Annotated in this window: 27 protein-coding genes; 9 read left to right on the top strand and 18 right to left on the bottom strand. The window is 44.8% G+C overall.

Translation table 11 applies throughout. From position 1 onward, the window contains the following. From GPK49_RS07815 to GPK49_RS07745, 15 genes are all read right to left on the bottom strand, one after another. A partial coding sequence (locus tag GPK49_RS07815) for a type IV secretory system conjugative DNA transfer family protein (protein WP_215677279.1) occupies positions 1–1577 on the bottom strand: 1577 nt, incomplete at its 3' end. 29 nt (positions 1578–1606) lie between these two features. Beyond that, on the bottom strand, positions 1607–2080 hold the full coding sequence (locus tag GPK49_RS07810) for a PcfB family protein (RefSeq protein WP_118592185.1): 474 nt from the start codon (positions 2078–2080) through the stop codon (positions 1607–1609). 81 nt (positions 2081–2161) lie between these two features. Then, positions 2162–2350 (bottom strand): hypothetical protein, encoded by a 189-nt coding sequence (locus tag GPK49_RS07805; RefSeq protein WP_044999310.1) that lies wholly within the window; start codon positions 2348–2350, stop codon positions 2162–2164. Positions 2351–2471: 121 nt separating this feature from the next. After that, positions 2472–2891 (bottom strand): methionine--tRNA ligase subunit beta, encoded by a 420-nt coding sequence (locus tag GPK49_RS07800; protein ID WP_330423635.1) that lies wholly within the window; start codon positions 2889–2891, stop codon positions 2472–2474. Between the two features lie 35 nt (positions 2892–2926). After that, positions 2927–3673: a hypothetical protein gene (locus GPK49_RS07795; RefSeq protein ID WP_118772748.1), complete on the bottom strand. Its 747-nt coding sequence runs from the start codon at positions 3671–3673 to the stop codon at positions 2927–2929. 17 nt (positions 3674–3690) lie between these two features. Then, positions 3691–4017, bottom strand: coding sequence for a DUF6050 family protein (locus GPK49_RS07790; RefSeq protein ID WP_006858009.1), 327 nt, complete (start codon positions 4015–4017; stop codon positions 3691–3693). Beyond that, on the bottom strand, positions 3998–5086 hold the full coding sequence (locus GPK49_RS07785; protein WP_118772749.1) for a DUF6017 domain-containing protein: 1089 nt from the start codon (positions 5084–5086) through the stop codon (positions 3998–4000). Before GPK49_RS07785 ends, GPK49_RS07790 begins: the two co-directional genes overlap by 20 nt. 16 nt (positions 5087–5102) lie before the next feature. Further along, on the bottom strand, positions 5103–5981 hold the full coding sequence (locus tag GPK49_RS07780; protein WP_118488997.1) for a ParB/RepB/Spo0J family partition protein: 879 nt from the start codon (positions 5979–5981) through the stop codon (positions 5103–5105). After that, positions 5974–6756: a ParA family protein gene (locus GPK49_RS07775; RefSeq protein ID WP_118488996.1), complete on the bottom strand. Its 783-nt coding sequence runs from the start codon at positions 6754–6756 to the stop codon at positions 5974–5976. Before GPK49_RS07775 ends, GPK49_RS07780 begins: the two co-directional genes overlap by 8 nt. 25 nt (positions 6757–6781) lie before the next feature. Further along, positions 6782–6955 (bottom strand): hypothetical protein, encoded by a 174-nt coding sequence (locus GPK49_RS07770; protein ID WP_006858014.1) that lies wholly within the window; start codon positions 6953–6955, stop codon positions 6782–6784. Continuing rightward, positions 6955–7419: a DUF6075 family protein gene (locus GPK49_RS07765; RefSeq protein WP_118488995.1), complete on the bottom strand. Its 465-nt coding sequence runs from the start codon at positions 7417–7419 to the stop codon at positions 6955–6957. The genes GPK49_RS07770 and GPK49_RS07765 overlap by 1 nt, the downstream gene beginning before the upstream one ends. A 216-nt stretch (positions 7420–7635) precedes the next feature. Beyond that, entirely contained in the window at positions 7636–9138 is a 1503-nt protein-coding gene (gene lysS / locus GPK49_RS07760; RefSeq protein ID WP_215677277.1) for a lysine--tRNA ligase, read from the bottom strand. A gap of 34 nt (positions 9139–9172) precedes the next feature. After that, entirely contained in the window at positions 9173–9649 is a 477-nt protein-coding gene (gene greA, locus GPK49_RS07755; protein WP_016407294.1) for a transcription elongation factor GreA, read from the bottom strand. 290 nt (positions 9650–9939) lie between these two features. Then, positions 9940–10668 carry a hypothetical protein gene (locus GPK49_RS07750; RefSeq protein ID WP_215677275.1) on the bottom strand — a complete coding sequence of 243 codons (729 nt, stop codon included), beginning with the start codon at positions 10666–10668 and terminating at the stop codon, positions 9940–9942. 11 nt (positions 10669–10679) lie between these two features. Continuing rightward, positions 10680–10874, bottom strand: coding sequence for a hypothetical protein (locus GPK49_RS07745; protein ID WP_215677274.1), 195 nt, complete (start codon positions 10872–10874; stop codon positions 10680–10682). 194 nt (positions 10875–11068) lie between these two features. Between GPK49_RS07745 and GPK49_RS07740 the strand changes: the two genes are divergently transcribed. Then, positions 11069–11347, top strand: coding sequence for a helix-turn-helix domain-containing protein (locus GPK49_RS07740; protein WP_277118986.1), 279 nt, complete (start codon positions 11069–11071; stop codon positions 11345–11347). Between the two features lie 79 nt (positions 11348–11426). Here the strand turns inward: GPK49_RS07740 and GPK49_RS07735 are convergent, their stop codons facing one another. Next, positions 11427–12356, bottom strand: a complete 930-nt coding sequence (locus tag GPK49_RS07735) for a hypothetical protein (RefSeq protein ID WP_215677272.1) — start codon at positions 12354–12356, stop codon at positions 11427–11429. 311 nt (positions 12357–12667) lie between these two features. Here GPK49_RS07735 and nifJ point away from each other — a divergent pair, with 311 nt between their 5' ends. The 5 genes from nifJ to GPK49_RS07710 all read left to right on the top strand — a co-directional run bounded on the left by nifJ (position 12668) and on the right by GPK49_RS07710 (position 18142). Next, complete coding sequence (gene nifJ / locus GPK49_RS07730; protein ID WP_016407292.1) at positions 12668–16201, top strand: pyruvate:ferredoxin (flavodoxin) oxidoreductase; 3534 nt, start codon at positions 12668–12670, stop codon at positions 16199–16201. 238 nt (positions 16202–16439) lie between these two features. Then, positions 16440–16769: a DUF6442 family protein gene (locus tag GPK49_RS07725; protein WP_016407291.1), complete on the top strand. Its 330-nt coding sequence runs from the start codon at positions 16440–16442 to the stop codon at positions 16767–16769. Then, complete coding sequence (locus GPK49_RS07720) at positions 16766–16972, top strand: helix-turn-helix transcriptional regulator (RefSeq protein WP_118581362.1); 207 nt, start codon at positions 16766–16768, stop codon at positions 16970–16972. Before GPK49_RS07725 ends, GPK49_RS07720 begins: the two co-directional genes overlap by 4 nt. A 9-nt stretch (positions 16973–16981) precedes the next feature. Further along, entirely contained in the window at positions 16982–17284 is a 303-nt protein-coding gene (locus GPK49_RS07715; RefSeq protein ID WP_016407289.1) for a DUF3784 domain-containing protein, read from the top strand. Between the two features lie 201 nt (positions 17285–17485). Further along, positions 17486–18142, top strand: coding sequence for a hypothetical protein (locus GPK49_RS07710; RefSeq protein ID WP_016407288.1), 657 nt, complete (start codon positions 17486–17488; stop codon positions 18140–18142). Positions 18143–18365: 223 nt separating this feature from the next. Here GPK49_RS07710 and GPK49_RS07705 read toward each other — a convergent pair whose 3' ends face one another. Then, positions 18366–18854, bottom strand: a complete 489-nt coding sequence (locus tag GPK49_RS07705; protein WP_215677271.1) for a dihydrofolate reductase — start codon at positions 18852–18854, stop codon at positions 18366–18368. A 21-nt stretch (positions 18855–18875) separates the two neighbouring features. Continuing rightward, a complete protein-coding gene (gene thyA, locus GPK49_RS07700) occupies positions 18876–19706 on the bottom strand; it encodes a thymidylate synthase (RefSeq protein WP_215677270.1) in 831 nt (276 codons plus the stop codon). A gap of 264 nt (positions 19707–19970) precedes the next feature. On the opposite strand from thyA, the gene GPK49_RS07695 reads away from it, so the two are divergent. From GPK49_RS07695 to GPK49_RS07685, 3 genes are read left to right on the top strand one after another with little or no spacing between them, the layout of a single operon-like run. Next, positions 19971–21227 (top strand): ABC transporter substrate-binding protein, encoded by a 1257-nt coding sequence (locus tag GPK49_RS07695; protein ID WP_318283875.1) that lies wholly within the window; start codon positions 19971–19973, stop codon positions 21225–21227. Positions 21228–21257: 30 nt separating this feature from the next. Next, positions 21258–21503 carry a TFIIB-type zinc finger domain-containing protein gene (locus tag GPK49_RS07690; RefSeq protein ID WP_215677268.1) on the top strand — a complete coding sequence of 82 codons (246 nt, stop codon included), beginning with the start codon at positions 21258–21260 and terminating at the stop codon, positions 21501–21503. Between the two features lie 22 nt (positions 21504–21525). Next, positions 21526–22146, top strand: a complete 621-nt coding sequence (locus GPK49_RS07685; RefSeq protein ID WP_215677266.1) for a heavy metal-binding domain-containing protein — start codon at positions 21526–21528, stop codon at positions 22144–22146. Positions 22147–22185 lie beyond the last annotated feature (39 nt).

The raw sequence follows: 22185 nt of genomic DNA, 5'->3' as shown, positions 1-22185 counted from the left end.
ATGACCGTGCCTGTGAGGTGCTTGCCGGACTTGCCTTTGGACTGGAAAGTGGAACGGATTTTACGGCTGGTGTCTCTGGCGTAGTATTCGTTCATAATGTTGCGGAAAGGGGTAAAATCATCGTCCCCTCTGGCACTGTCCACGCCGTCATTGATGGCGATAAGGCGAACGCCACGCTGACGCAGGATTTCCATAATCTGACCGACTTTCAGATAGTCACGACCCATGCGGCTCATGTCCTTGATGCACAAATACTCCACATTCCCGGCTTCCACTTCTTTCATCATTGCTAAAAATCCGGGACGGTCAAAGCAAGTACCACTAATGCCATCGTCCGTGAAATGGACAATGTTTGTAAAGCCCTGCCGTGCGGCGAACTCCTCCAACATAGCCTTTTGATTGGAAATGGAATTGCTCTCACGCTGTTGGTCATCATCTTTGCCAAAGTCATCACGGCTCAGTCGTTCGTACAGAGCTGTGATTTTCTCATTTTTTCTCATAACTTGCGCTCCTTTCTTCGGTTTTAGGTTGTGTGTTCTAAGAGACTTCCCAACCGCTTGATTAAGAAGTCTTTTAGAGCATACAACACCCGCCGCCAGCTTGTATTTTTTATACTGTCTGACCGCAAAGTGGTTCGGGTTCTCCTTTTCCAGCTCCTCAAACAGCAGGTCAACCGCATTTTTGAAATTCTCATCATCTTCCCTTGCTTCACTGGCATCCACCAGATCAATCAGCATGGAAAAATTCTGTTCCTCCTCCGGTGCTTCGTACCAGATATATGCTATCAGGGCTGTATAATAGAGCTTTTCCGCTTTCACCCAGAAATCCTCAGAGGCTTGCTGTCCTTCCCCTTTGGTATTTACAATGATTGTGTTTACGAGTTTCAGAATATCCTTTTCGCTACGGATATAAGCGAAAGGATTGTAATGCATTGATTTTGCAAAGTTAATGGTATTCAGCACCTTGATCCGGTAATTATTCTTAGACAGCATTTTGCCACATTCCACGAGGACTGTGCCTTTGGGATCAGTCACAACGTAGGAACTGTGCATCTGCATGAGGTTCGGCTTTACAAAAAATCTGGTCTTGCCGGAACCGGAACCACCGATTACAAGAATGTTTTTATTTCTCGCATACTTCGGCTGTTTTGGTCTGCCCGACATCATAAGCCGCTCCGTTGCCGTTAAAAGCACGTTGTTTTCAAATACCGGATCGACATAAGGCTCTATGTCTTTGGCAGTTCCCCACCTTGCCGAACCATATTCTACTCCCTGCCGGAATTTCTTTGCATTTTTCGCTTTATAATAAACTACCATACGAAATCCTATCCCGCATCCCACACCTACCAATAAATCTCTTGGCAGAATACTTGGAAGCGGATTTTTGAATGCACCTCCTATCCCATTGATTGTGTCCAACACCTTCTGCAAGGTGTTATCCCCTGCCTGCTGTCCATACAGCCATGAAACCTTATTCAGAACATACCCGAAGATCACATAGGGAGCACATTTCAGGGCAAGCTGCTTTTTATTTACCCCTTTTGTTTTTTCTTTGAGAGTTTTCGGAATTGACTGCAAATCTTTCACAATCCCGTCAATGACCTTGCTTATAAGCTCTGTCCCCTGTCCTTATTTTTCTCTCTGCTTCGCTCCCTATTCTTATTCTGTGCGATCATCTTCTGAAGTCCTTTCAGTTTCTGTCTGAGTGACGGACGCTGCTGTTTTTTCTCATTAACTTTTACAAATTCCTTGAATGCCTGTGCAATCACATCGGCATCTTTGCCCTTAAAAAATACAAGATACCTGGGTGGTTCCGTGGTCTTATCCTTTTTTACTGCGAAATCGACATTGTATTTCCTTGCGACACGCTCAAAGGATTTTATATTGCTATCCGTAACCTCAATGGACTTTGCACCCTCTCCCTGACCGACCAGCTTCTTTACCGGAATCTTTCCATACGAAGGCTCCTTATGCTTCTGATGCTCCAGATACATCTTCATTGCCTTCTGTAAAACGCTTGCGGTCAGCTTGGAAGTCTTGATTGCAAGAGCAATGGTTTTCTGTGTTGTTTCCTCCTGCACGGTGTACCTCCTTCCTTATCTGCACCAACTTGATTTAGGGTGGAACCAACAGCCTGTGAAGCTGTGTTTTCATTGCCATACTTACTGCTCCTCCCCTTCCTCAAGGTCTTTATCCCACCAGTTCATTTCTTCCTCATAAAAATCCTCGAATATATCAGCAGGAATATTTTCTTTCTGCTTTCTCGCTTTCATAATGTCTCTTGCTATTTTTGCCACAATTACCACAGCAATAACAGCAAGCAATAATTTCTTCACATCTTTTCTGTTCATTTCCTTTTCCTTTCCACTTCTGGACGCCGTGACCAGAAGTTGTTGCAATAAAAAAACAGATACAAAATCTTTCGATCTCATATCTGCCTTAACGCTGTATATTTTTCTATATTCTTTTTGATTAGTAGAGCTTTGCACCTGCCGGAATTGCATCATCCAGCATAACTAAATTAAGCTTTTCCTCTCCATTTACTGTATGAACAGCGGATAAAAGCATACCACAGGAATCAATTCCCATCATACTTCTAGGTGGTAAATTTGTAATTGCAAGTAATGTCTTTCCGACCAGTTCCTCCGGTTCATAATATGCATGGATTCCAGAGAGAATAATTCTGTCTGTTCCTGTGCCATCATCTAAAACAAAATGTAACAGCTTTTTGCTTTTCTTCACAGCACTACATTCTTTTACTTTTACAACACGGAAATCTGACTTGCTGAATGTATCAAAATCCACCATTTCCTCAAATAATGGTTCTGTTTCCACCTTTGGCTCAACAGGCTCAGTAACCTGTTCTTCTAAATTCATAATTTCATCGCACATATTCATTTCCTCCAGACATAATAAGCTAATGCCCATTATAGCAGAAAAGCTGTGCTTTGAGAAGAAATTCCTAATTTGAAAATCGTGTACATCTTTGCACCAATCAGATTATTTTCTATCCATACATCATCAAGCAGCAAACAATGTGACAACACTTCCAGATTTTCCATGTTTATCAGCCGTTGAACAACAGTATTTGTATTCTCCGGTATTTCATGAGCTTCCATTGCAATATCCCGCCTTGCTTCCCTGCAATACTTATACAATCCCAAGATATACTTATTCGACAGGATAAAACCATATGCATCATTATTCAGATACATCATCTTGTGCTTTTCCCATTCCTCTGGCAATGAAAAATAGCACTTTGCTGTTTCGATATAGCAGTCTCCCTCATAAGTAGGCTTCATCTTCCTTTCCTGCCGGATCATCTGATGATATATCTTTTCCCGGTCAAATATACTTCTTGCTCTGGTAAAATCAGGTGTCCTTCCACGCATAAAAGTGTAAACATTATTGATCACCGTTTTTCCCGCTAAAGACTTGTAATTGCCTACCCTGTGAAGGTACTGCAATACCTGTGTCAGTTTCTCCACAGAAGTAATCTCTTGATAATTATTTGTATCAATCTCCATTTGTTCAAAAGATAATGGTGTGCTTCCTTTTTTGATTTCACGCTCCATGATACGCTTGGTGTCTCTCATTGATTCCATATCAGTTCCTTTCCACTTCTGGACGCTGTGACCAGAAGTTATAAAATAAGCAGGTATAAAAACTTTCATTTCATACCTGCTCCTGTTCAGCAAGAAATTCTCTTTCCTGCAAGTTCCATTATGATATTGATTACTTCCCTAATGATTGCAATAATTTTTATTGCAAGAACAATCACTCCGATCATGCCGCCTATGACTGCGTCAAGTGCCAACACTCCAATGCTCCCTGCAATTCCAAAATTGCGAGGTATCAGCAGTACGAGCATCTTTTGTATGCCGAATGGAAATCCACTCATAATCCAGAATTGAAACCAGTTTACTCCGTTCTCTCCCAGACATATCCAGTAACACATATTCAGCCATACTGCAACAAATGCCAGCGGCAAAATCACCTTAAATAATACCCTTTTCATGCCATCCACCTCCATACATATCATGCTGCACTTCCTGCTGATAGAAATGATTTATCGTAGTTGGTGCATTATAAAGTGCTGTTATCATATACGCTTTGATATTTGTAATCTTTGTCGTTGTCTCTTTCATGCAACCAATCACATATTCCAGATGACTGCTGTTCAGTTTCAAGAATCTGGATTTTACAAGCTCATACGGATAATCCTCACCTGCAACTCGGATTGATTTTCTCTTTACGCACACTACTTCGCAGATTATCCCAAATAATTCGTCATAAAGTTCTTTTTCACCATAACCATCATACTTCATGTGATGATCATAATTGATATTTTCTTTAATCAGTTCTATGTATGCCTGTGCATCATCCATCGAATCAATCACATCATCTTGTGGCTTTTCTGTTGCAGATTGATTGATAGGATTGTTATAACTCTCCTCAGTATGGTTATAATTAGTCTGATTCATATAAGTCTGATTATAGTTAGTATAATTAGGGTTCGATTCTCCGACTTCTTGAGGTTTGATTTCCGAACTTCCAGAGGTTTGATTTTCTGACTTCCGGAAGTTCGATTTTCTGACTTCTTGTGGTTCGGTTTTCTGACTTCCAGAAGTTCGATTTTCTGACTTCTTGAAGTTCGATTTTCCGACTTCTGTGATTTTATCAGCATTTGCTGGCTCTTTTTCGTCCATCTGTTCAGTAATAGAAGCAAAATTTTTCACATAAATTATATCCGGTTTTCCAAGTCCTCTGCGAACCTTTTCTACCAGACCAATTCCTTTTACAGAATCAAGCTCTGCCAATACCTTTACAGCCTTTTCTTTAGCGCATCCCAAATCCTCCATTATGCTGTCTATGGTGTAAATGATGTATGCACGATTTTCATCGTCAAACCATTCATTTTTCATAGACAGCGACATACGATCAAGCATAAGTCCATACAATAATTTTGCATCACTGGACAGCTTCTTAAATCTCTCGTCCTTTATCAGCAGGCGTGGAACACGATAGAATGAGAACTGTTCCGCTTCTATTCCGTAATAATAATCTAACTGCAAAATTTCTCCCATTCTCGTCTCCTCCTTCCTACTGCGTATTCTTCCAGTTATCCAATAGCTGAAATATTATTTTTTCTATATCTTCTGTGCTATATGTATCTGGAAAATAACTGTTAATGCGTTCCGTTTTTATAACAACCTTACGCTCTACTGGCTTTTCTTTCTCCAGAAGCATACGCACCATTGGAAAAGTCAGTTCTCCCTTTTTGTCACTTTCCTTTAGCATGGCACTCTGCTGTTTGCTTATGACAGCATTGGTGTCCTGTATGGTAATCAATACCCATTGCTGTGCATCCTCGGATAAAAACGAGATGTCCACAGCCTGCATAATACCTATCTTTCCCAAATCCACCATATCAAGCAACGGTTCTGATAATCGTGAAATCCATATATACCTTTGGACAGTCTTTGCACTTTCTCCTGCGGTTTCTCCTAATTCTTCAAGTGTAAGCCCGCCTGTCCTGCTTCCCTGATGCTTCATAGCATCATATTTCATGCGGTATGCCTTTGCTTTCTCACTTGGCAGAATATCTTCTCTTTGGATATTGCTGTCCACCATGATAATCGTAGCTTCATCATCCGTATAATTGCGGATAAACATCGGCATTGTTTCTAGTCCTACAGCTTCACAGGCATGTCTCCTTCGGTGTCCTGCTATAATTTCGTAACCGCCCTCTGCTCTCGGTCTGGCAATGCCCGGCATCAACACACCATGCTCTCTGACACTCTCCACAGTTTCCTGCATTTTTTCATCGTCCAGTACCTTAAATGGGTGTCCCTTGAACTCATGCAGTTCTGATAATGCAATTTCCTGTACCTGTTCTATTCCTGCTTGTGGCTGTTCAGTTCCAAACAAATCATCAAAACTATTCAGCTTTACTTTAGCTGCACTTCCCACCTTATTCATCTGCAAGCACCTCCTCTGTCAAAGACTGATAGGCACTTGCTACTTTTCCATTTGGATCATGCTCATAAATACTGACACCCTCCGCAGAAATCTCCGCAGCTCTTACGGACATCGGAATACTGTTTTCAAATATTCTAACCTTGCTACCATAATTCTCCACAACCAATGCACTGATGTCTTTTGCATAGTTGGTTCTGTTATCTACCATCGTAAGCAGGATACCTTCAATCTCCAGTTTGGGATTGATCTGTCTTTTTACTTTTCCTATGGTCTTAATAAGCTGTTCCAGACCTTTTACCGGAAGATATGCAGCCTGCACAGGAATAAGGATACTGTCAGCACTTGCAAAGGCATTTATGGTAATCATGCCAAGCGAAGGCATACAATCAATCAGAATGTAATCATATCTTTCTTTCTGCTGTTCTATGTAGGTACGAAGCACAAGCTCTCTGCTCATTACATTTACCAGTGATACCTCCAGTCCGGAAAGTTCTATATTGCCCGGCATAAGGTCTACACCCTCGTCATGCTTCAATATGCCATAATCCGGCTCCATATCTTCTTCATTGATGATATTCGCCATAACGGTTGCAAGAGATGCATCCAATTTATCCGGCTCCTGAAAGCCTAAACTTGCAGTAAGACTTCCCTGTGCATCTGCATCAATCAGAAGCACCTTTTTCCCTTTTTTTGCAAGTCCAATACCTAAATTACTCGTTGTGGTGGTCTTTCCGACTCCACCTTTCTGGTTTCCTACTGCTATAACTTTACACATGATGAAATTCCTCCAAATTCTACTATTATTCTTTTACATTGCTCTTTTTTACTTCTACATACGATCTATAATATTTATCTGTTCCCTTGTTAGGGTAGAGGTCTGACATTTCCAGAACCTCTACCTTTGGGTGTCTCTGCATGATTTTTTTGAACCATGTAATATCATTTTTTGTTCCCATCAATCGAATCTTTAACATCAATCATTTCCTCCAAACATTGCATACAAATTTTTATTGTATGTGGCATACTCCGGATAGCGAATCTGTATTGCCTGCCAAAAATACGGTGCATAGCAACAGCAGAACAAATCCTCTACTGAATATCTCCGGCACTCATCCACCTGCTCCTCTGTGTCCTGCTCATCATCTACGCTCGGTGTTCCGTTGCAATACAAATTGAAAGCCATTCTAACAACCTTTGCGCTTCCGCTGGTCTGCCATCCTTCATGCAAACACTCCGGTTTTACACAGCCAGTCTTAAAGTTATAAATTTTATCCACATTTCTTCGTGTATCCTCGTTCATTCCAAGGCAATAGCAAAGTGCCTTGTGATATACATCTGCTTCTCTAACTTTCTGAATTTTTTCATAGTAAAATTTCTCATGTGCTTCACTGATAAAGTTAATATTTTCTTTTTTTGCTCCTAACGCTGTACTGTTCATACTGACTTCCTCCATTTTCTTATTTTGTTCCGTTGACCATAACAAAAAAGGACATTCCTCTAAAATTTCTTTTAGAAAAATGTCCTTATAGTACAAAATATGAACTTGAACTGACTCGATTTTAATTTAAAATCGTTTGTTTTAACCCTTTAAGATAGGTTATTTTGTCGTACTCCTGTCGTACCATACAAGTCGGAAGTCCGCAAACTCTTGATTTTACTGGTCTTTTTTATCCAGTGACTTCATCGTCGGGAACAAGATAACGTCTCTGATAGAAACGGATTCTGTCAGCAGCATAACAAATCTGTCGATACCAACACCCAGACCGCCTGTAGGGGGCATACCGTATTCCAGCGCAGTCAGGAAGTCCTCATCAATCATATTTGCCTCATCGTCGCCGTTTTCGCGCAGATATTCCTGATATTCAAAACGCGCACGCTGGTCGATGGGATCGTTCAGCTCGGAATAAGCGTTGCCGTATTCTCTGCCGACAATAAACAGCTCGAATCTTTCTGTAAATTCGGGTTTGTCGGGCTTTCTCTTTGTCAGAGGAGAAATTTCTACAGGGTAATCAATGATGAAGGTAGGCTGAATCAGGTTCTTTTCTACGAATTCTTCAAAGAACAGGTTCAGAATATCGCCCTTTACATGGCGTTCTTCAAATTCCACGCCCTTTTCTGCCGCGATTTTCTTTGCTTCCTCTGTATCCTTCACCTGGTCGAAATCAACGCCTGTAAACTGCTTTACGGCATCTGTCATTGTGATTCTTGCGAAGGGCTGACCCAGATCCAGATCATAGCCGCCATAGGTAATCTTTGTTGTGCCCAGCACGTTCTGTGCTACGGTACGGAACATTTCTTCCGTAATGTCCATCATGCCCTTGTAATCTGTGTAGGCCTGATACAGCTCCATCAGCGTGAATTCGGGGTTATGACGAACGGAAATGCCCTCGTTTCTGAATACACGACCGATTTCATATACTCTTTCAAAGCCGCCGACAATCAGTCTCTTCAGGGGCAGCTCCAGCGCAATACGGCAGTACATATCAATATCCAGTGTATTGTGGTGTGTGATAAAGGGTCTTGCGGACGCACCGCCGGGGATGGTCTGCAAAACGGGAGTTTCTACCTCTAAGAAGCCCTTTGCGTCCAAAAACCTTCTGATTTCTGTAATAATTTTGGAACGCTTGATAAAGGTATCTCTGGATTCGGGGTTTACAATCAGGTCTACATATCTCTGTCTGTAGCGCAGCTCCTGATCCTTCAGACCATGGAACTTTTCGGGCAGAACCTGCAGGCTCTTGGAAAGCAGAACAACCTCTTTTGCGTGTACGGAAATTTCGCCTGTTTTTGTTTTGAATACAAAGCCCTTGATGCCGATGATATCACCGATGTCATATTTTTTGAATGCAGCGTAATCCTCCTCGCCGATGTCATTCTTGCTGACATAGGACTGCATCAGACCGTTTCTGTCCTGAATATTGCAGAAGGATGCCTTCCCCATAATACGCTTGCTCATCAGTCTGCCTGCGATGCAAACATCCTTATTTTCCAGCGCATCAAAGTTCGCTCTGATTTCGTCGCTGTGGTGTGTCACATCATATTTTACAATCTGGAAGGGGTCCTTGCCTGCTTCCTGCATCTGTGCCAGCTTTTCTCTTCTGATTCTATTCTGTTCACTCAGCTCCTGCTGGGTCAACTCCTTATTTTCCTCTGCCACTTTTCTTCCTCCTGTCCGTTCTTTTGTAATGGTTTTATTTTGTAAATCTCAGCACCTTGAATTCCACTTCGCCGTCAGGTGTTTCAATCATAATGATATCGTCCTTTTTATGTCCCAGAAGTGCCATACCGACAGGGGATTCGTTGGAAATTCTGCCGTTCATGGGGTCTGCCTCTGCAGAGCCTACAATGGTGTATTCCATTTCCTCGTCAAATTCCACATCCAGCACCGTTACGGTCGTACCCAGGCTGATGGTATCCTTTGCACCCTCTTCTTCATCGATAACCTCTGCATTGCGCAGCATTTTTTCCAGCTGCACGATACGCGCTTCGATTTCTGCCTGTTCTTCCTTCGCTGCATCATATTCGGCGTTTTCGGAAAGGTCACCCTGACCTCTTGCTTCTTTAATTTTTTCTGCTACGTCTTTTCTGCGGACGGTTTTCAGATTTTCCAGCTCCGCCTCCATGTTTTTCAGACCGTCATAGGTCAAAACAACTTTCTTTTCTGTCATGGGTGTGTCACTCCTCGTTTTAGTCTCATTTCATGCTTTCCTCGTTTCAGACAAGGAAAAAAGGAAGGCTTGCGATTACCCTCCCGAACTATCGTAATATTATATACTGATTCCGAGCGGATTGTCAACGCTTTTTCCTTGAAAAATCAAGGCTTTCTCCAAAAATTTATATTACACAAAAAGGGCAGAAAGCCTTTTTTCCATGCACATAAAACAAATTTCCACCCAAAAAACAGTACCTCGGATGATACTGCATCCATGGCACTGTTTTACTCAGAGATTCTCTGCGCTTATTTTGTCTTGTCAAAGCGAATCGTAAACATATCTTTATTTCCGTTAAAGGAACCGGAATATCTGTCCTTCATACGGTTGCTTAAAACAGGGAATAGGTACCTCTTTTGCCCAAGGACGGTAAACGGCCATGTGTAAACAAGGCTGTCCTCTCCAAATGCAGGAGTCCCTTTATCCAACAACATGTAGCAATTATAATAACGCTTGGAAATCGGCTTGTATTCACCAAAGAAAACCGGATCCGGATCAATATGCGCACGATCACACTCTCTGTAGATATCCCGTTTTATTTCGGCATCCCAAGTCCAAAGCTTAATTTGAATCCCCATTTCTTCCCAATAGAAACTTGCATTGCGGTCATGATCCGGCATAAAGTGCGCATAATCCTCCAGAAAATCCTGCAAGTCCTTTAATACGGGCTGTGCCTCTTTTTCAAATTTAACAACATTGTGTTTAAGAGAAAAGCCCCAAAAAAGAAGCACCACAATATAAGCAATCCAAAAGCCCCAAAACTCCACATCTATAAAAATCGACAGAATGCCCGCTATACCAAGACTTACTATCGCTCCAGAAAGTCCCTCTGAAAATTTATAATACTCGTCCGTAATATACCGAAGAAATAATGCAAAAAAAATCGCAACACCGATAGCCGCAAGAAGGTTTTGAAAACCGATTGCTGAAACGATAAGTACCACTATCACTAATGCAACTATGCCAATCGCTCCCATACGTCCCCTCCTTAACGGTCATAACGTGCAATATCATCATTGCACCGCCCCGGTGCCGGCTCATATCGGTCACAACGCTTTTCATCCGCCTTTACGCTGTATCCGTTGCGGCTGCACTTGAAACTCATAGAATACGCAAGAGTATAGGCTGTCCCCAGTTCACAATAAATGCAGGAACCGCATTTTCCGTAATAATCCTTCGTCATAAAAATCTCCCCCTCTTTAAAACCATTTTCGTCATTCAAACAACTTTTTTCGATACTCATTTGTATCGCTTTCATTGTAGCACCCGTCTGACCCGTTTTCAATAAAAATTTCCGTTTTTGTGTAATTTATTTCACCATTGCAGAAATAATAACTGATACACTGACAGTAAAGGTGGGTGATACAGTTGGTAGATATGGGAGATAAACTCCGTTCCCTTCGGATGGAAAAAAAGTTAACGCAAAAACAGGTCGCTGAACGAATCGGACTGGCTATCAGCGCGGTTTCCTCCTATGAATCGAATAATCGTTATCCGTCATACGAAGTATTGATCAAGCTCGCCCGTATATTTCATGTATCCACCGATTATCTTCTTGGTATAACCAATAAAAGAAACATTGATGTTACCGGTCTGGATGAGGAAGAGATTGAATTGCTTTCACAGATTGCGGATAAATTTCGCCGGAATCACTGAATTTCACAATAAAAACTGCCCCCGAAGGAATATCCCATTCCCTTCGAGGGCTTATATTTTTTAAGCACAAACATTCCCTTCATTTTCTCTTTATTTTTACCCTTTTGCCGAAGGCGGAAAAGCCCGAAACGGAAAAGCCCTTCTCCTGCAAGGCGGAAAACAGCCGCTCCCCGTCCCAATCCTCTGCCGAAAAGCCTTCCCGAAACGCCTCACAGCCAAGGTATGCCCTTGCCTCGGCAAGCCTGCCCTCCGCCTGCTCTCCTCCCTCTGCCGCCATGCGGAAAAAGAACCCCTCCGCCGCCGAAATATCCGGACGCAGGCTCCTAAGCCGCCGCAGAACAGGGCGATTGCCTGCGAAATCCAGCCAGATGCACCCTCGCTTCAGAATATGCTCATAAGCACGCTGCTCCATGCCGCAGGAAAGCACCACATCCGCCGCCCCAAGCGCAGCATTTTTCGGGGAGGAAAAGACCTCCGCCATCAAGCCGCGCTCCGCATAAAGCCGCTGCACCACACCCTCTGCCGTTTCCGGCTCCTGCGTAAAAATGGCAAGGCGGTTCACCTCATTTCCCAGAGAGGAAAGCACCCTCCCCCAGATATGCGGCTCGCCCCCTGCCAGAAGAAATGCCGATTCCTCCGGATTTCTGCCCTGCCGGTGCAATGCCTCTGCCGCACCTGCGAAGGCAAAAAGCTGTGCCAGCCTGCGCCCCTCGGCAAAGGGAAGCCGTTCTCTGGGAAATTCTCCCTCGGCAGGCGGCACAATGATGGCGGCACCCGCTTCCTCCAGGGCTGCCAGAAGGCGTGATGCCCCCCTTCTCCAATCTGCTGTCAGTACGGCTGTCCGCTCTGCCTGCAAAATGCCTGTCAGTACCCCGTCCACTCGTGTCAGTGTGTACGGGTAAGTGTCCACTGTTTTTCTCTGTCTCCACCGCTGCGGCAGCAGTTTTGTCCACTTAGGAAGGACAGGCTCCTCCCCCTCTTCCAGAAATCGCACTCTTGCCGGTTCCATGCTCTATTCCCCCTTTTCCGATAGGCTTTTTCCCTGTTTTGTCAGAGAAATTCGCCTGCTTTTTCCTTAAAATTCCATACGATTCCAAAAAATTACATCCGTTTGTACTTTTCTTAATGCAAAACTAACAAGTATTTAATTTTGTACACAAAATACAGGTTCTTTTTCTCGTACAGTATTGACAATAAAATTTCAATAATCTAACATAAAATTATACAAAAGATAGCAATTTCCCATTCAGACGGGAACCCGATACAGGATAACAAATCACTATTTCTATCCCTTATATTTATATGAAAGGAGTCCACACCATGAACACAAAAATGATGAAAACCATGGATGGTAATGAAGCTGCGGCATACGTTTCCTATGCCTTCACAGAGGTCGCAACGATTTACCCCATCACTCCCTCCTCCCCTATGGCGGAGCACGTAGACAGCTGGGCTGCAAACGGCAAAAAGAATATCTTCGGCCAGACCGTGCGTCTGCTGGAGCTGGAATCCGAAGCAGGTGCCGCAGGCGCAATGCACGGCGCTCTGGAGGCAGGCACACTGGCAACAACATATACCGCATCTCAGGGGCTGCTGCTGATGATTCCCCCGATGTACAGAATCGCAGGGCAGCTGAAGCCCGGCGTATTCCACGTTGCATCCAGAACCGTTGGTACACATGCCTTCTCCATCTTCGGCGATCACTCCGACGTTATGTCCTGCCGTCAGATTGGCTGCGCAATGCTTTCCTCCGCATCCGTACAGGAGGTTATGGACTTAGCAGGTGTGGCACACCTTTCCGCAATCAAGGGCAGCGTTCCCTTCATCCACTTCTTCGATGGCTTCCGCACCTCTCATGAGCTGCAGAAAATCGAAGTAATGGACTATGAGGATCTGGAAAAGCTGGTGGATCAGGATGCACTGAAGAAATTCAGAAAGAATGCACTGAATCCCGAACACCCCGTACAGCGCTCCACCGTACAGAACCCCGACGTATTCTTCCAGAACAGAGAGGCATGCACACCCTTCTACACCAGACTGCCTGAAATCGTAGAGGAATACATGAACGAAATCAACAAAATTACAGGCAGAAATTACAAGCTGTTCAACTACTTCGGCGCAGCTGATGCAGAGCATGTTATCGTAGCGATGGGCTCCGTGACAGGCGTTGCGCAGGAGGTTGTGGAAAGCCTGACCGCAAAGGGCGAAAAGGTTGGTTTCCTGCAGGTTCACCTGTACAGACCCTTCTCTCTGGCACACTTCGCAGCAGCTCTGCCCGAAACAGTAAAGGTTCTGACCGTTCTGGACAGAACAAAGGAACCCGGCGCACTGGGCGAGCCTCTTTACGGCGATGTTTGTTCCGCACTGATCGAAACAGGCAGAACCACAAAGGTTCTGGCAGGCAGATACGGTCTGTCCTCCAAGGATGTGACTCCTGCACAGATTATCGCAGTATTTGACAACATGAAGGGCGCACAGAAAAACCACTTCACCGTTGGTATCATTGATGATATTTCCAACAGCTCCATCGAGGTTGGCGCAGAGCCCGATCTGGCTGACGCAAGCACCGTATCCTGCAAATTCTGGGGTCTTGGCTCCGACGGTACGGTTGGCGCAAACAAAAACTCCATCAAAATCATCGGTGACCACACAGATAAATACGCACAGGCTTATTTTGAATATGACACAAAGAAATCCGGCGGTATCACACGTTCTCACCTGCGTTTCGGCGACAAGCCCATCCGCTCCAGCTATCTGGTAACAAAGAACGCAAACTTCGTTGCTTGTCATAACCAGAGCTACATGGAAAAATATGATATCGTTTCCGAAATCAAACCCGGCGGCACCTTCCTGCTGAACTGCACATGGACACCCGAGGAGCTGGATCATCACCTGTCTGCGGAGGTAAAGAGAACCATCGCAAACAACAACATCCACTTCTACACCATTGATGCAATCAAGATTGGTAAGGAAATCGGTCTGGGCAACAAGACAAACGCAATTTTGCAGTCCGCATTCTTCAAGCTGGCAAACATCATCCCCGTTGATGACGCAGTTACATACATGAAGGCGGCTATCGTAAAATCCTACGGCAAGAAGGGCGAAAAGGTTGTCAACATGAACTATGCCGCTGTTGACGCAGGGCTTTCCGGTCTGACAAAGATTGACGTTCCCGCAAGCTGGAAGGATGCAAAGGACGTAGATCAGGAAGCAATCAAGAAGGTTCTTCCCGAATATGTTGAAAAGCTGATGGTTCCCATGAACGCACTGAAGGGCGACCTGCTGCCTGTATCCGTATTCGCAGGCAGAGAGGACGGCACAGTTCCTCTTGGCACCTCCGCATTTGAAAAACGCGGTGTTGCGATTGACGTTCCCGCATGGGATGCAACAAAATGTATCCAGTGTAACCAGTGCTCCTACGTTTGCCCTCACGCTGCAATCCGTCCTTTCCTGCTGACAGAAGAAGAAGCAGCAAATGCTCCCGCATCCTACGCAGTTCTGGATGCAAACGGCGCAGGCGAAATCAAGCAGTACAAATTCCGTATGCAGGTTGACCCTCTGGATTGTCAGGGCTGCGGTGTCTGCGTAACAGCCTGCCCTGCAAAGGAAAAGGCACTTGTGATGCAGCCTCTGGAAACACAGCTGCACGAACAGGACAACTGGGACTTCTCCCTGACCCTGTCTGATAAGAAAAACCCCATGAGCAAATTCACCGTAAAGGGCTCTCAGTTCGAACAGCCTCTGCTGGAGTTCTCCGGCGCATGTGCAGGCTGCGGCGAAACAGCTTATGCGAAGCTGATGACACAGCTTTACGGCGACAGAATGTATCTGGCAAACGCAACAGGCTGTACACAGGCTTGGGGTGCAGCAGCTCCCTGTGTACCTTACACCACAAACAAGGAAGGCTGGGGCCCCGCATGGAGCAACTCCCTGTTTGAAAATAACGCACAGTTCTCCGTTGGTATGGTTCTGGCTGTAGAGCAGCAGAGAGACCGCGTAACCATGAAGGTGAAGGATCTGCTGGCACTGACCGCAGGCACAGATTTTGCGGCAGCAGCTGAAACATGGCTGGAAAACTGGGATAACGGCGATAGAAGCAAGGCTGACAGCCGTGCGGTTATCGCAGCACTGAAGGAGCTGCAGGTTGACGGTGCAGCAGCAGAGCTGAAGGACTTCATTCTGGAAAACAGCGAACACCTGACAAAGAAATCCATGTGGATGTACGGCGGTGACGGCTGGGCATACGACATCGGCTACGGCGGTCTGGATCACGTTCTGGCAAGCGGCCGTGACGTAAACGTACTGGTTGTAGATACCGAGGTTTACTCCAACACAGGCGGTCAGTCCTCCAAGGCAACCCCCATCGGCGCTGTGGCACAGTTTGCCGCAGGCGGTAAGCCTACTGTAAAGAAGGATCTGGGTATGCTGGCAATGAGCTATGGCTACATCTATGTTGCACAGGTTGCACTGGGCGCAGACCCCAACCAGCTTATCAAGGCACTGAAGGAAGCAGAGGCATACAAAGGACCTTCCCTGATTATTGCTTATGCACCTTGTATCAACCATGGTATTTCCAAGGGCATGGCAAATGCACAGCTGGAAGCAAAGCTGGCTGTTCAGGCAGGCTACTGGCACCTGTATCGCTTCAACCCCGACCTCAAGAAGGAAGGCAAGAATCCCTTCATTCTGGATTCCAAGGAGCCTACACTGGACTTCAATGAATTCCTGATGGGTGAAGTACGTTACGCTTCTCTGGTTCGTACCTTCCCCGAAACCGCAGAGGTTCTGTTGAAGGAAGCAGCAGAAAATGCAAAGGATAAATACGCATCCTATAAGAAGCTGGCAGAGGCTTAAAAAATAATTAAAAAAACGAAGGGCGGAACCGAAAGGTTTCGCCCTTTTCAGTGTGTCGATAGAGGGCAGCGTTTCCTTTTCGGCAAGTTTTCAAGAAGTCATTACGTTGCGAGTATAGTCGAAGCGATGAAAAAGTTATCTATCATATTGTGTAACTTTTTTATCAACTCTATTGACAAGAAAACTTGGTATGAATATAATGAAAGTATGCAAAGAAAACTTGGAACGGAGGTGTTCTATGAAAAAGGAAGAAATTTTAAATGCAAGCAGAAAAGAGCATCGCAACAAAGATTTGGCTGAAATGGAAGTGGCATATCAAGCAGGATGTCACGCAAGCAGAGTTGGTGCCTTAGTGTGTTGTCTGCTTTCTTGGTTATCATCTATGCTTGTCCATATTATGATTTATAGTCCATGGGTTATATACTTTAGCATTCTTGCAACACAATGGTTAGTTCGTTTTATCAAAATGAAACGAAAGAGCGATTTGGTACTGAGCGTTTTATTTTTCATTCTTGCAATTTTGGCATTTGTTGGATTTGTTTGCCGCCTTTTAGAGGTGAGGGTATGAAAGAACAATTACAACTGAAAAATCACTTGAAGGAATTTCGTACAGAAGCAAACCTTTCTCAAGCTCAACTTGCAGAAATGGTAGGCGTGTCAAGAAACACGATTAGTTCCATTGAAACAGGGCAATTCAATCCAACTGCAAAATTGGCTCTTATCCTTTGTATTGCATTAGATAAGAAGTTTGAAGATTTGTTTTATTTTTAGGAGGTTATTATGGAAAATATTGTGTTATTGATTTTGGGAGTGTTCATATCTGTTATGGGAATTGTAAATATCAAAGGCAATATCAGCACCATTCACTCTTATAACAGACGAAAAGTAAAGGAAGAAGATATACCGAAGTACGGAAAAGCCGTCGGCACAGGAACGCTTATAATCGGAGTATCTCTTGTGTTAGGTTTCATAGTTTCGTTTTGGAGTGAAGAAATGATAGCTTATATCACCCATCCGGCAGTTGTTGTCGGATTAGGCTTTATGCTATATGGACAATTCAAATATAACAAAGGTATTTTTTGAGAATATAGGTAATTTCAAAGATAATTTCAATTTTCACAAACATCAATCAGAATATATCTAACAAAAGGGCGAAATCTCTCGGTTTCGCCCTTTTGCTTTAATTCTTAAGACTTTCTTTCAATTTCCGAAAGCCCCTTTTCTTTGAGGAAACTTTGTGCTACTATGTTATCCGAAAAGAAAACCTGAAAGGAGAAACACCCCATGAAAAAGAAATTTATCACCCTTTTGCTCTGTGCTGCTGTCGGCATTGGCGCGCTTTCCGGCTGCGGAGGCAATACCTCTGCAAAGGAACTGCCGGAGGATTCCGTTGCCGCCGATATTACAGTAGATAAGGAGAGCCTGCCCCCACTGAGTGAGGATTTACAGGAAATTTACGAAGGTGCTTATAAAATTTATTACCAGATTAGCTTTGGCGCATTTGATTATGATGAAAATGCCACATACGAAAAGGATGAATTGACATACTACAAAATCACCGATCCCCGTTTCCCGACCTATGAGGATTTCCGTACCTATCTGTTGCAGTATTTCACGGAATTTTTCGTAGACAACAGCATCCTGAGCAAGGATAACCTGATGTTCACCAAGGGCGAGGACGGCGGTCTATATTACCTGGGCGGCGGCAGAGGCTCGAATATCTTCTATGCAGGGCACACCTTTGAAATTGATAAGGAAAGCGATGACGAAATCGGCTTCAAAGCAACCGCATATTACACCAACAGCAACGAGGCATACAAAGGTGATTATTTCTACACCGCCCCGGACAATCCCGAAGATTATACCACACAGGAATTTCTGTTTGTACTCTGGAAGGAAGATGCAGGCTGGAGATTTAATACCTTCCATCTGTTCTTCTGATTTTGATATAGCCCCCTTTATGAGAAAATGACTTGAGCAAAATGCTCAAGTCATTTTTGTTTTGGGGAAACGGCGATTGGGCGCAGGGGAAGCACCTCTCGTGTGCAAGAAAAAGCAGCGGCGCAAGCGCCGATTGGGCGCAGTCGCGCCAAGACTGGCAGTGCTTCGCACTGGTTGAGCGCATTTGCGCCCATCAAAAAAGGAGTCTTTCGACTCCTTTTCTTTATCTCTTTTTATACACATCGAAGGAAAACCTTACTCCCTTCTCCTCCTGCATTTCACCCTTTTCCTCCAGCTCCCAATCGGGGTTTTCATCCAGATTCGGGAAGGCAGTATCCGCGGGATAGGTCTGATAAATCTTCGTGACATAGGCACGTTCGCACTGTGGCAAAAGCTGTGCATAAACCGTGCCGCCGCCGGCAACAAAAACCTGCTTCCCGGCGTAATGTTCCAGAATGGCAGGCAGCTCTGCCAAATCATGGCACAGCACAACGCCCTCCGCCTGATAGTCCTTATTTTTCGTCAGCACAATATTCACCCGATTCGGCAGGGGCTTTTTATTCGGAAAGGATTCCAGCGTTTTCCGTCCCATCACAAGCACATTTCCCGTCGTTTTCTCACGAAAATATTTCATATCTGCAGAAATGCGCTGCAAAAGGTCTCCATCCTTGCCAATACCCCAGTCTACATCAACGGCAACAATTATATCCATGTTTTTCCTCCTTATCGGCAATCAAATCGCAACAGGCACACGCCCCATGGATTTGCCGTACTCGTAATCCTCCACAATGAAATCGTCCACGGTGAAATCATAGAAATTCTTTACCTCCGGATTTAGGCGCACCTTGGGTGCAGGCAATGGCTCACGGTCAAGCATAGTCTTTACCATATCAATATGTCTGTCATAAATGTGCATATCGCTGATGACATGCACCAGCTCGCCCGGCTCTAAGCCGCTCACCTGCGCGAACATCATCAGCAATGCGGAATACTGTACCACGTTCCAGTTATTTGCGGTCAGCGTATCCTGCGAGCGCTGATTGAGAATCCCGTTCAGACGATTGCCCGTTACATTAAAGGTCATGCTATAGGCGCAGGGCTCCAGACCCATTTCCGTCAAATCGGCAAAATTATAGATATTCGTCATGATACGTCTGGAGGCAGGTGTATTTTTGAGCTGCCACAGCACGTTATCCACCTGATCCATTTCACCATGAGGGAATTTATACTTCACGCCAAGCTGATAGCCATACGCCTTGCCGATGGAGCCGCTTTCATCCGCCCAGGAATCCCAGATATGGCTGTTCAAATCGTTTACATTATTGGATTTTTTCTGCCAGATCCAGAGGATTTCATCAATCGCCGCCTTCCAGTTGGTATAACGCAGCGTCATCAGCGGAAATTCCTCCTGCAAATTATAGCGATTCACCACGCCAAAGGTCTTAATCGTGTGGGCAGGGGTGCCGTCCTCCCAGACAGCGCGCACCTTTTCATTTTCCGTTGAAAAGCCATGCTCCAGAATCTGTCTGCAGTTTGCCTTAAAAATTTCATCTACCTTAGCCAAAAGCAATTCCTCCTTTTTTCCTTTTCATCTCTGTCGTTTACAAAAAACCGACTAAACTCCCCTTTTATTATACTGAAAAAAAATGAACTTTACCAGTCCCAAGATATCCGTTTCTTGCGCCGAAGGACATCTTATGGTAATATTTTTAGGAACACAAAAGCATCCCTTCTTCCGGTTTGGGCAAAGAAGGCCCTTCGGTTCCTTTCAAAAACGACATTTTCCGGTTTGATGCTTTCCGGAATCCATTTATGGGAGGTTGTAAAAATGAAAAAAATGACTGCGCTTCTGCTTGCCTCTGTGATGACAGCTTCTCTGGCGGCATGCGGCGGCAATGACGATGACGATGCGGCTTCTTCCGGCCCCGGCACGCAGATTACGGCGGCAGAGACGGATGAAACCGAAGCCACGCACACCATCAAAATCGGCGTATTTGAGCCAACCACAGGCGAAAACAGCAACGGCGGCAAGCAGGAGGTTCTGGGCATCCGCTATGCCAATGCAATCGTGCCAACCGTGGAGCTGAACGGTACGGTATACAACATTGAGCTGGTGGAGGCAGACAATCAATCCGACAAGGTAGCGGCTGTTGCTGCGGCGGAAAGCCTGATTGCGGAAGGCGTTGCAGGGGTAATCGGCTCCTACGGCTCGGGTGTTTCCAATGCCGCAGGACAAACCTTTGCGGACGCAAACGTGCCTGCCATCGGCGCATCCTGCACGAATCCGCAGGTAACCGCAGGCAATAAATATTATTTCCGCACAACATTCATGGACCCCTTTCAGGGCAGAGTAATCGCATCCTATGCGGCAGAGCAGGGATATCGGACTGCGGCTGTTATCAGCCAGAACGGGGATGATTATTCCACAGGGATTGCGGCTTATTTCCGACAGGCATTTACAGATGAAAAAATCGGCGGCAAGGTGGTTGCAGACGAGGCCTACCACGCAGGAGAAACCGAGTTCGACGAAATTTTGCAGAAAATTCAGAAAACCAATCCCGACTGCATCTTCCTGCCCTGCTCCACGGCTATGGCGGAGGTTCTGCTGCCCCAGATTCGCGAAAGCGGCATTACTGCACCCGTTCTTGCGGCAGATACCTGGGAAAACCTTTCCATGGTAAAGGCAATCGGCGAGGCGGCAGAGGGCGTTGTATTCTCCTCCCCCTTCGAGGCAAGCGCGACCACGCAGGCGAAAACCTTCGTCCGCGGCTTTCAGTCCTATCTGCGGCAGAACGCGGAGCGCATTGCGCTGAACGGCGGCACAGACGAGGTTGCGGCGGTTTCCGCGCTGGGCTATGATGCCTATATGACGATGGTGACGGCACTGGAAAGTCTGGACGGGACGAAGGATGTGCTGACAAGCGTGGATCTGCGAAACGCACTGTATGAGGTGGATTATGAGGGCGTGACGGGGGATATCAGCTTCGACGATAACGGCGATGCCATCCGCGATACGGCTTATCTGAAACAGATTCAGAACGGAAAATTCGTGTTCCTGAAAAAACAGGTGGATGAAACAGAGTAAGTACCGGTAGAAACATTAGGGGGCTTCATTATGAAACAGATTGTTTGTCCAAACTGCGGTGCGAATGATTTCGTGATAAAGGATGGCTACAAAGTATGTAGCTATTGCGATACAAAATTTGAAATCAAGAATAAAACAAAGGTAGCAGTATCTTTAGAAGATGATGTACAACAGCTATTGCAAAAATGTAAGATGAATCCTGCGAATGCTCGCAGATATGCAAATTTGATTTTAGAAATTGATCCTAATAATAAAGAGGCTATGAAATATCTATGAATTTATAGTAAGGGGAATTTTTATGAAGGTAAGTGAATTAGCTTCAAAGTATAATGTTGTTCAAAAAAGCTTTGAAAAATTTTTAGTAGACACTCGCTATCCTTATTCTGCCGCCGCGTTTACCGGCGAAAAAATTGTTAAGGATAGTGATATAAACGAACTGCTAACAAAATATGATTTATATTTAAAAACAGAAGAAGAGAAAAAAATTCAAAGAGAAAAACAAATAGAATTAACACAAGAGTACAATAAAGAAAAAAATCTAGCATTACCCAAAATGCTAATTACATCCGGCTTCAGCTTTGAAGGATACAGAATTGTAAAATATTCTGGTTATATCTCTGGTGACGATGCGGTACAGGTGAACAGAGGAACAGCCGGTTTCTTCTCTGACCCCACAAACGTCGGCGAAAAACTCATGCAGTCCTTAACCATAATCAGACGAAATGCGCTCAGGGAATTAAAGGAGGCTGCATACGATTTAGGCTGTAATGCAGTTATCGGTGTAGACTTTGATTATCTGACCTTAGACCCTCAAACAGCGAATTCCAGTGGTGGTACAACCTACTTACCCTATGTATTCGGTGTAACGGCAAACGGCAATGCCGTTATTATTGAAAAAATTGAGGATGATGAAGCGTAAAAGCATAGAAAAGGAGTTCGCAGAAATTGCGAACTCCCT

Origin of the sequence: Clostridium sp. MCC345, assembly GCF_018785345.1 — a bacterium.
GTDB classification, from domain to species: Bacteria; Bacillota; Clostridia; order Lachnospirales; family Anaerotignaceae; genus Anaerotignum_A; species Anaerotignum_A faecicola.
This window is presented reverse-complemented; position numbering and strand designations above follow the sequence as displayed.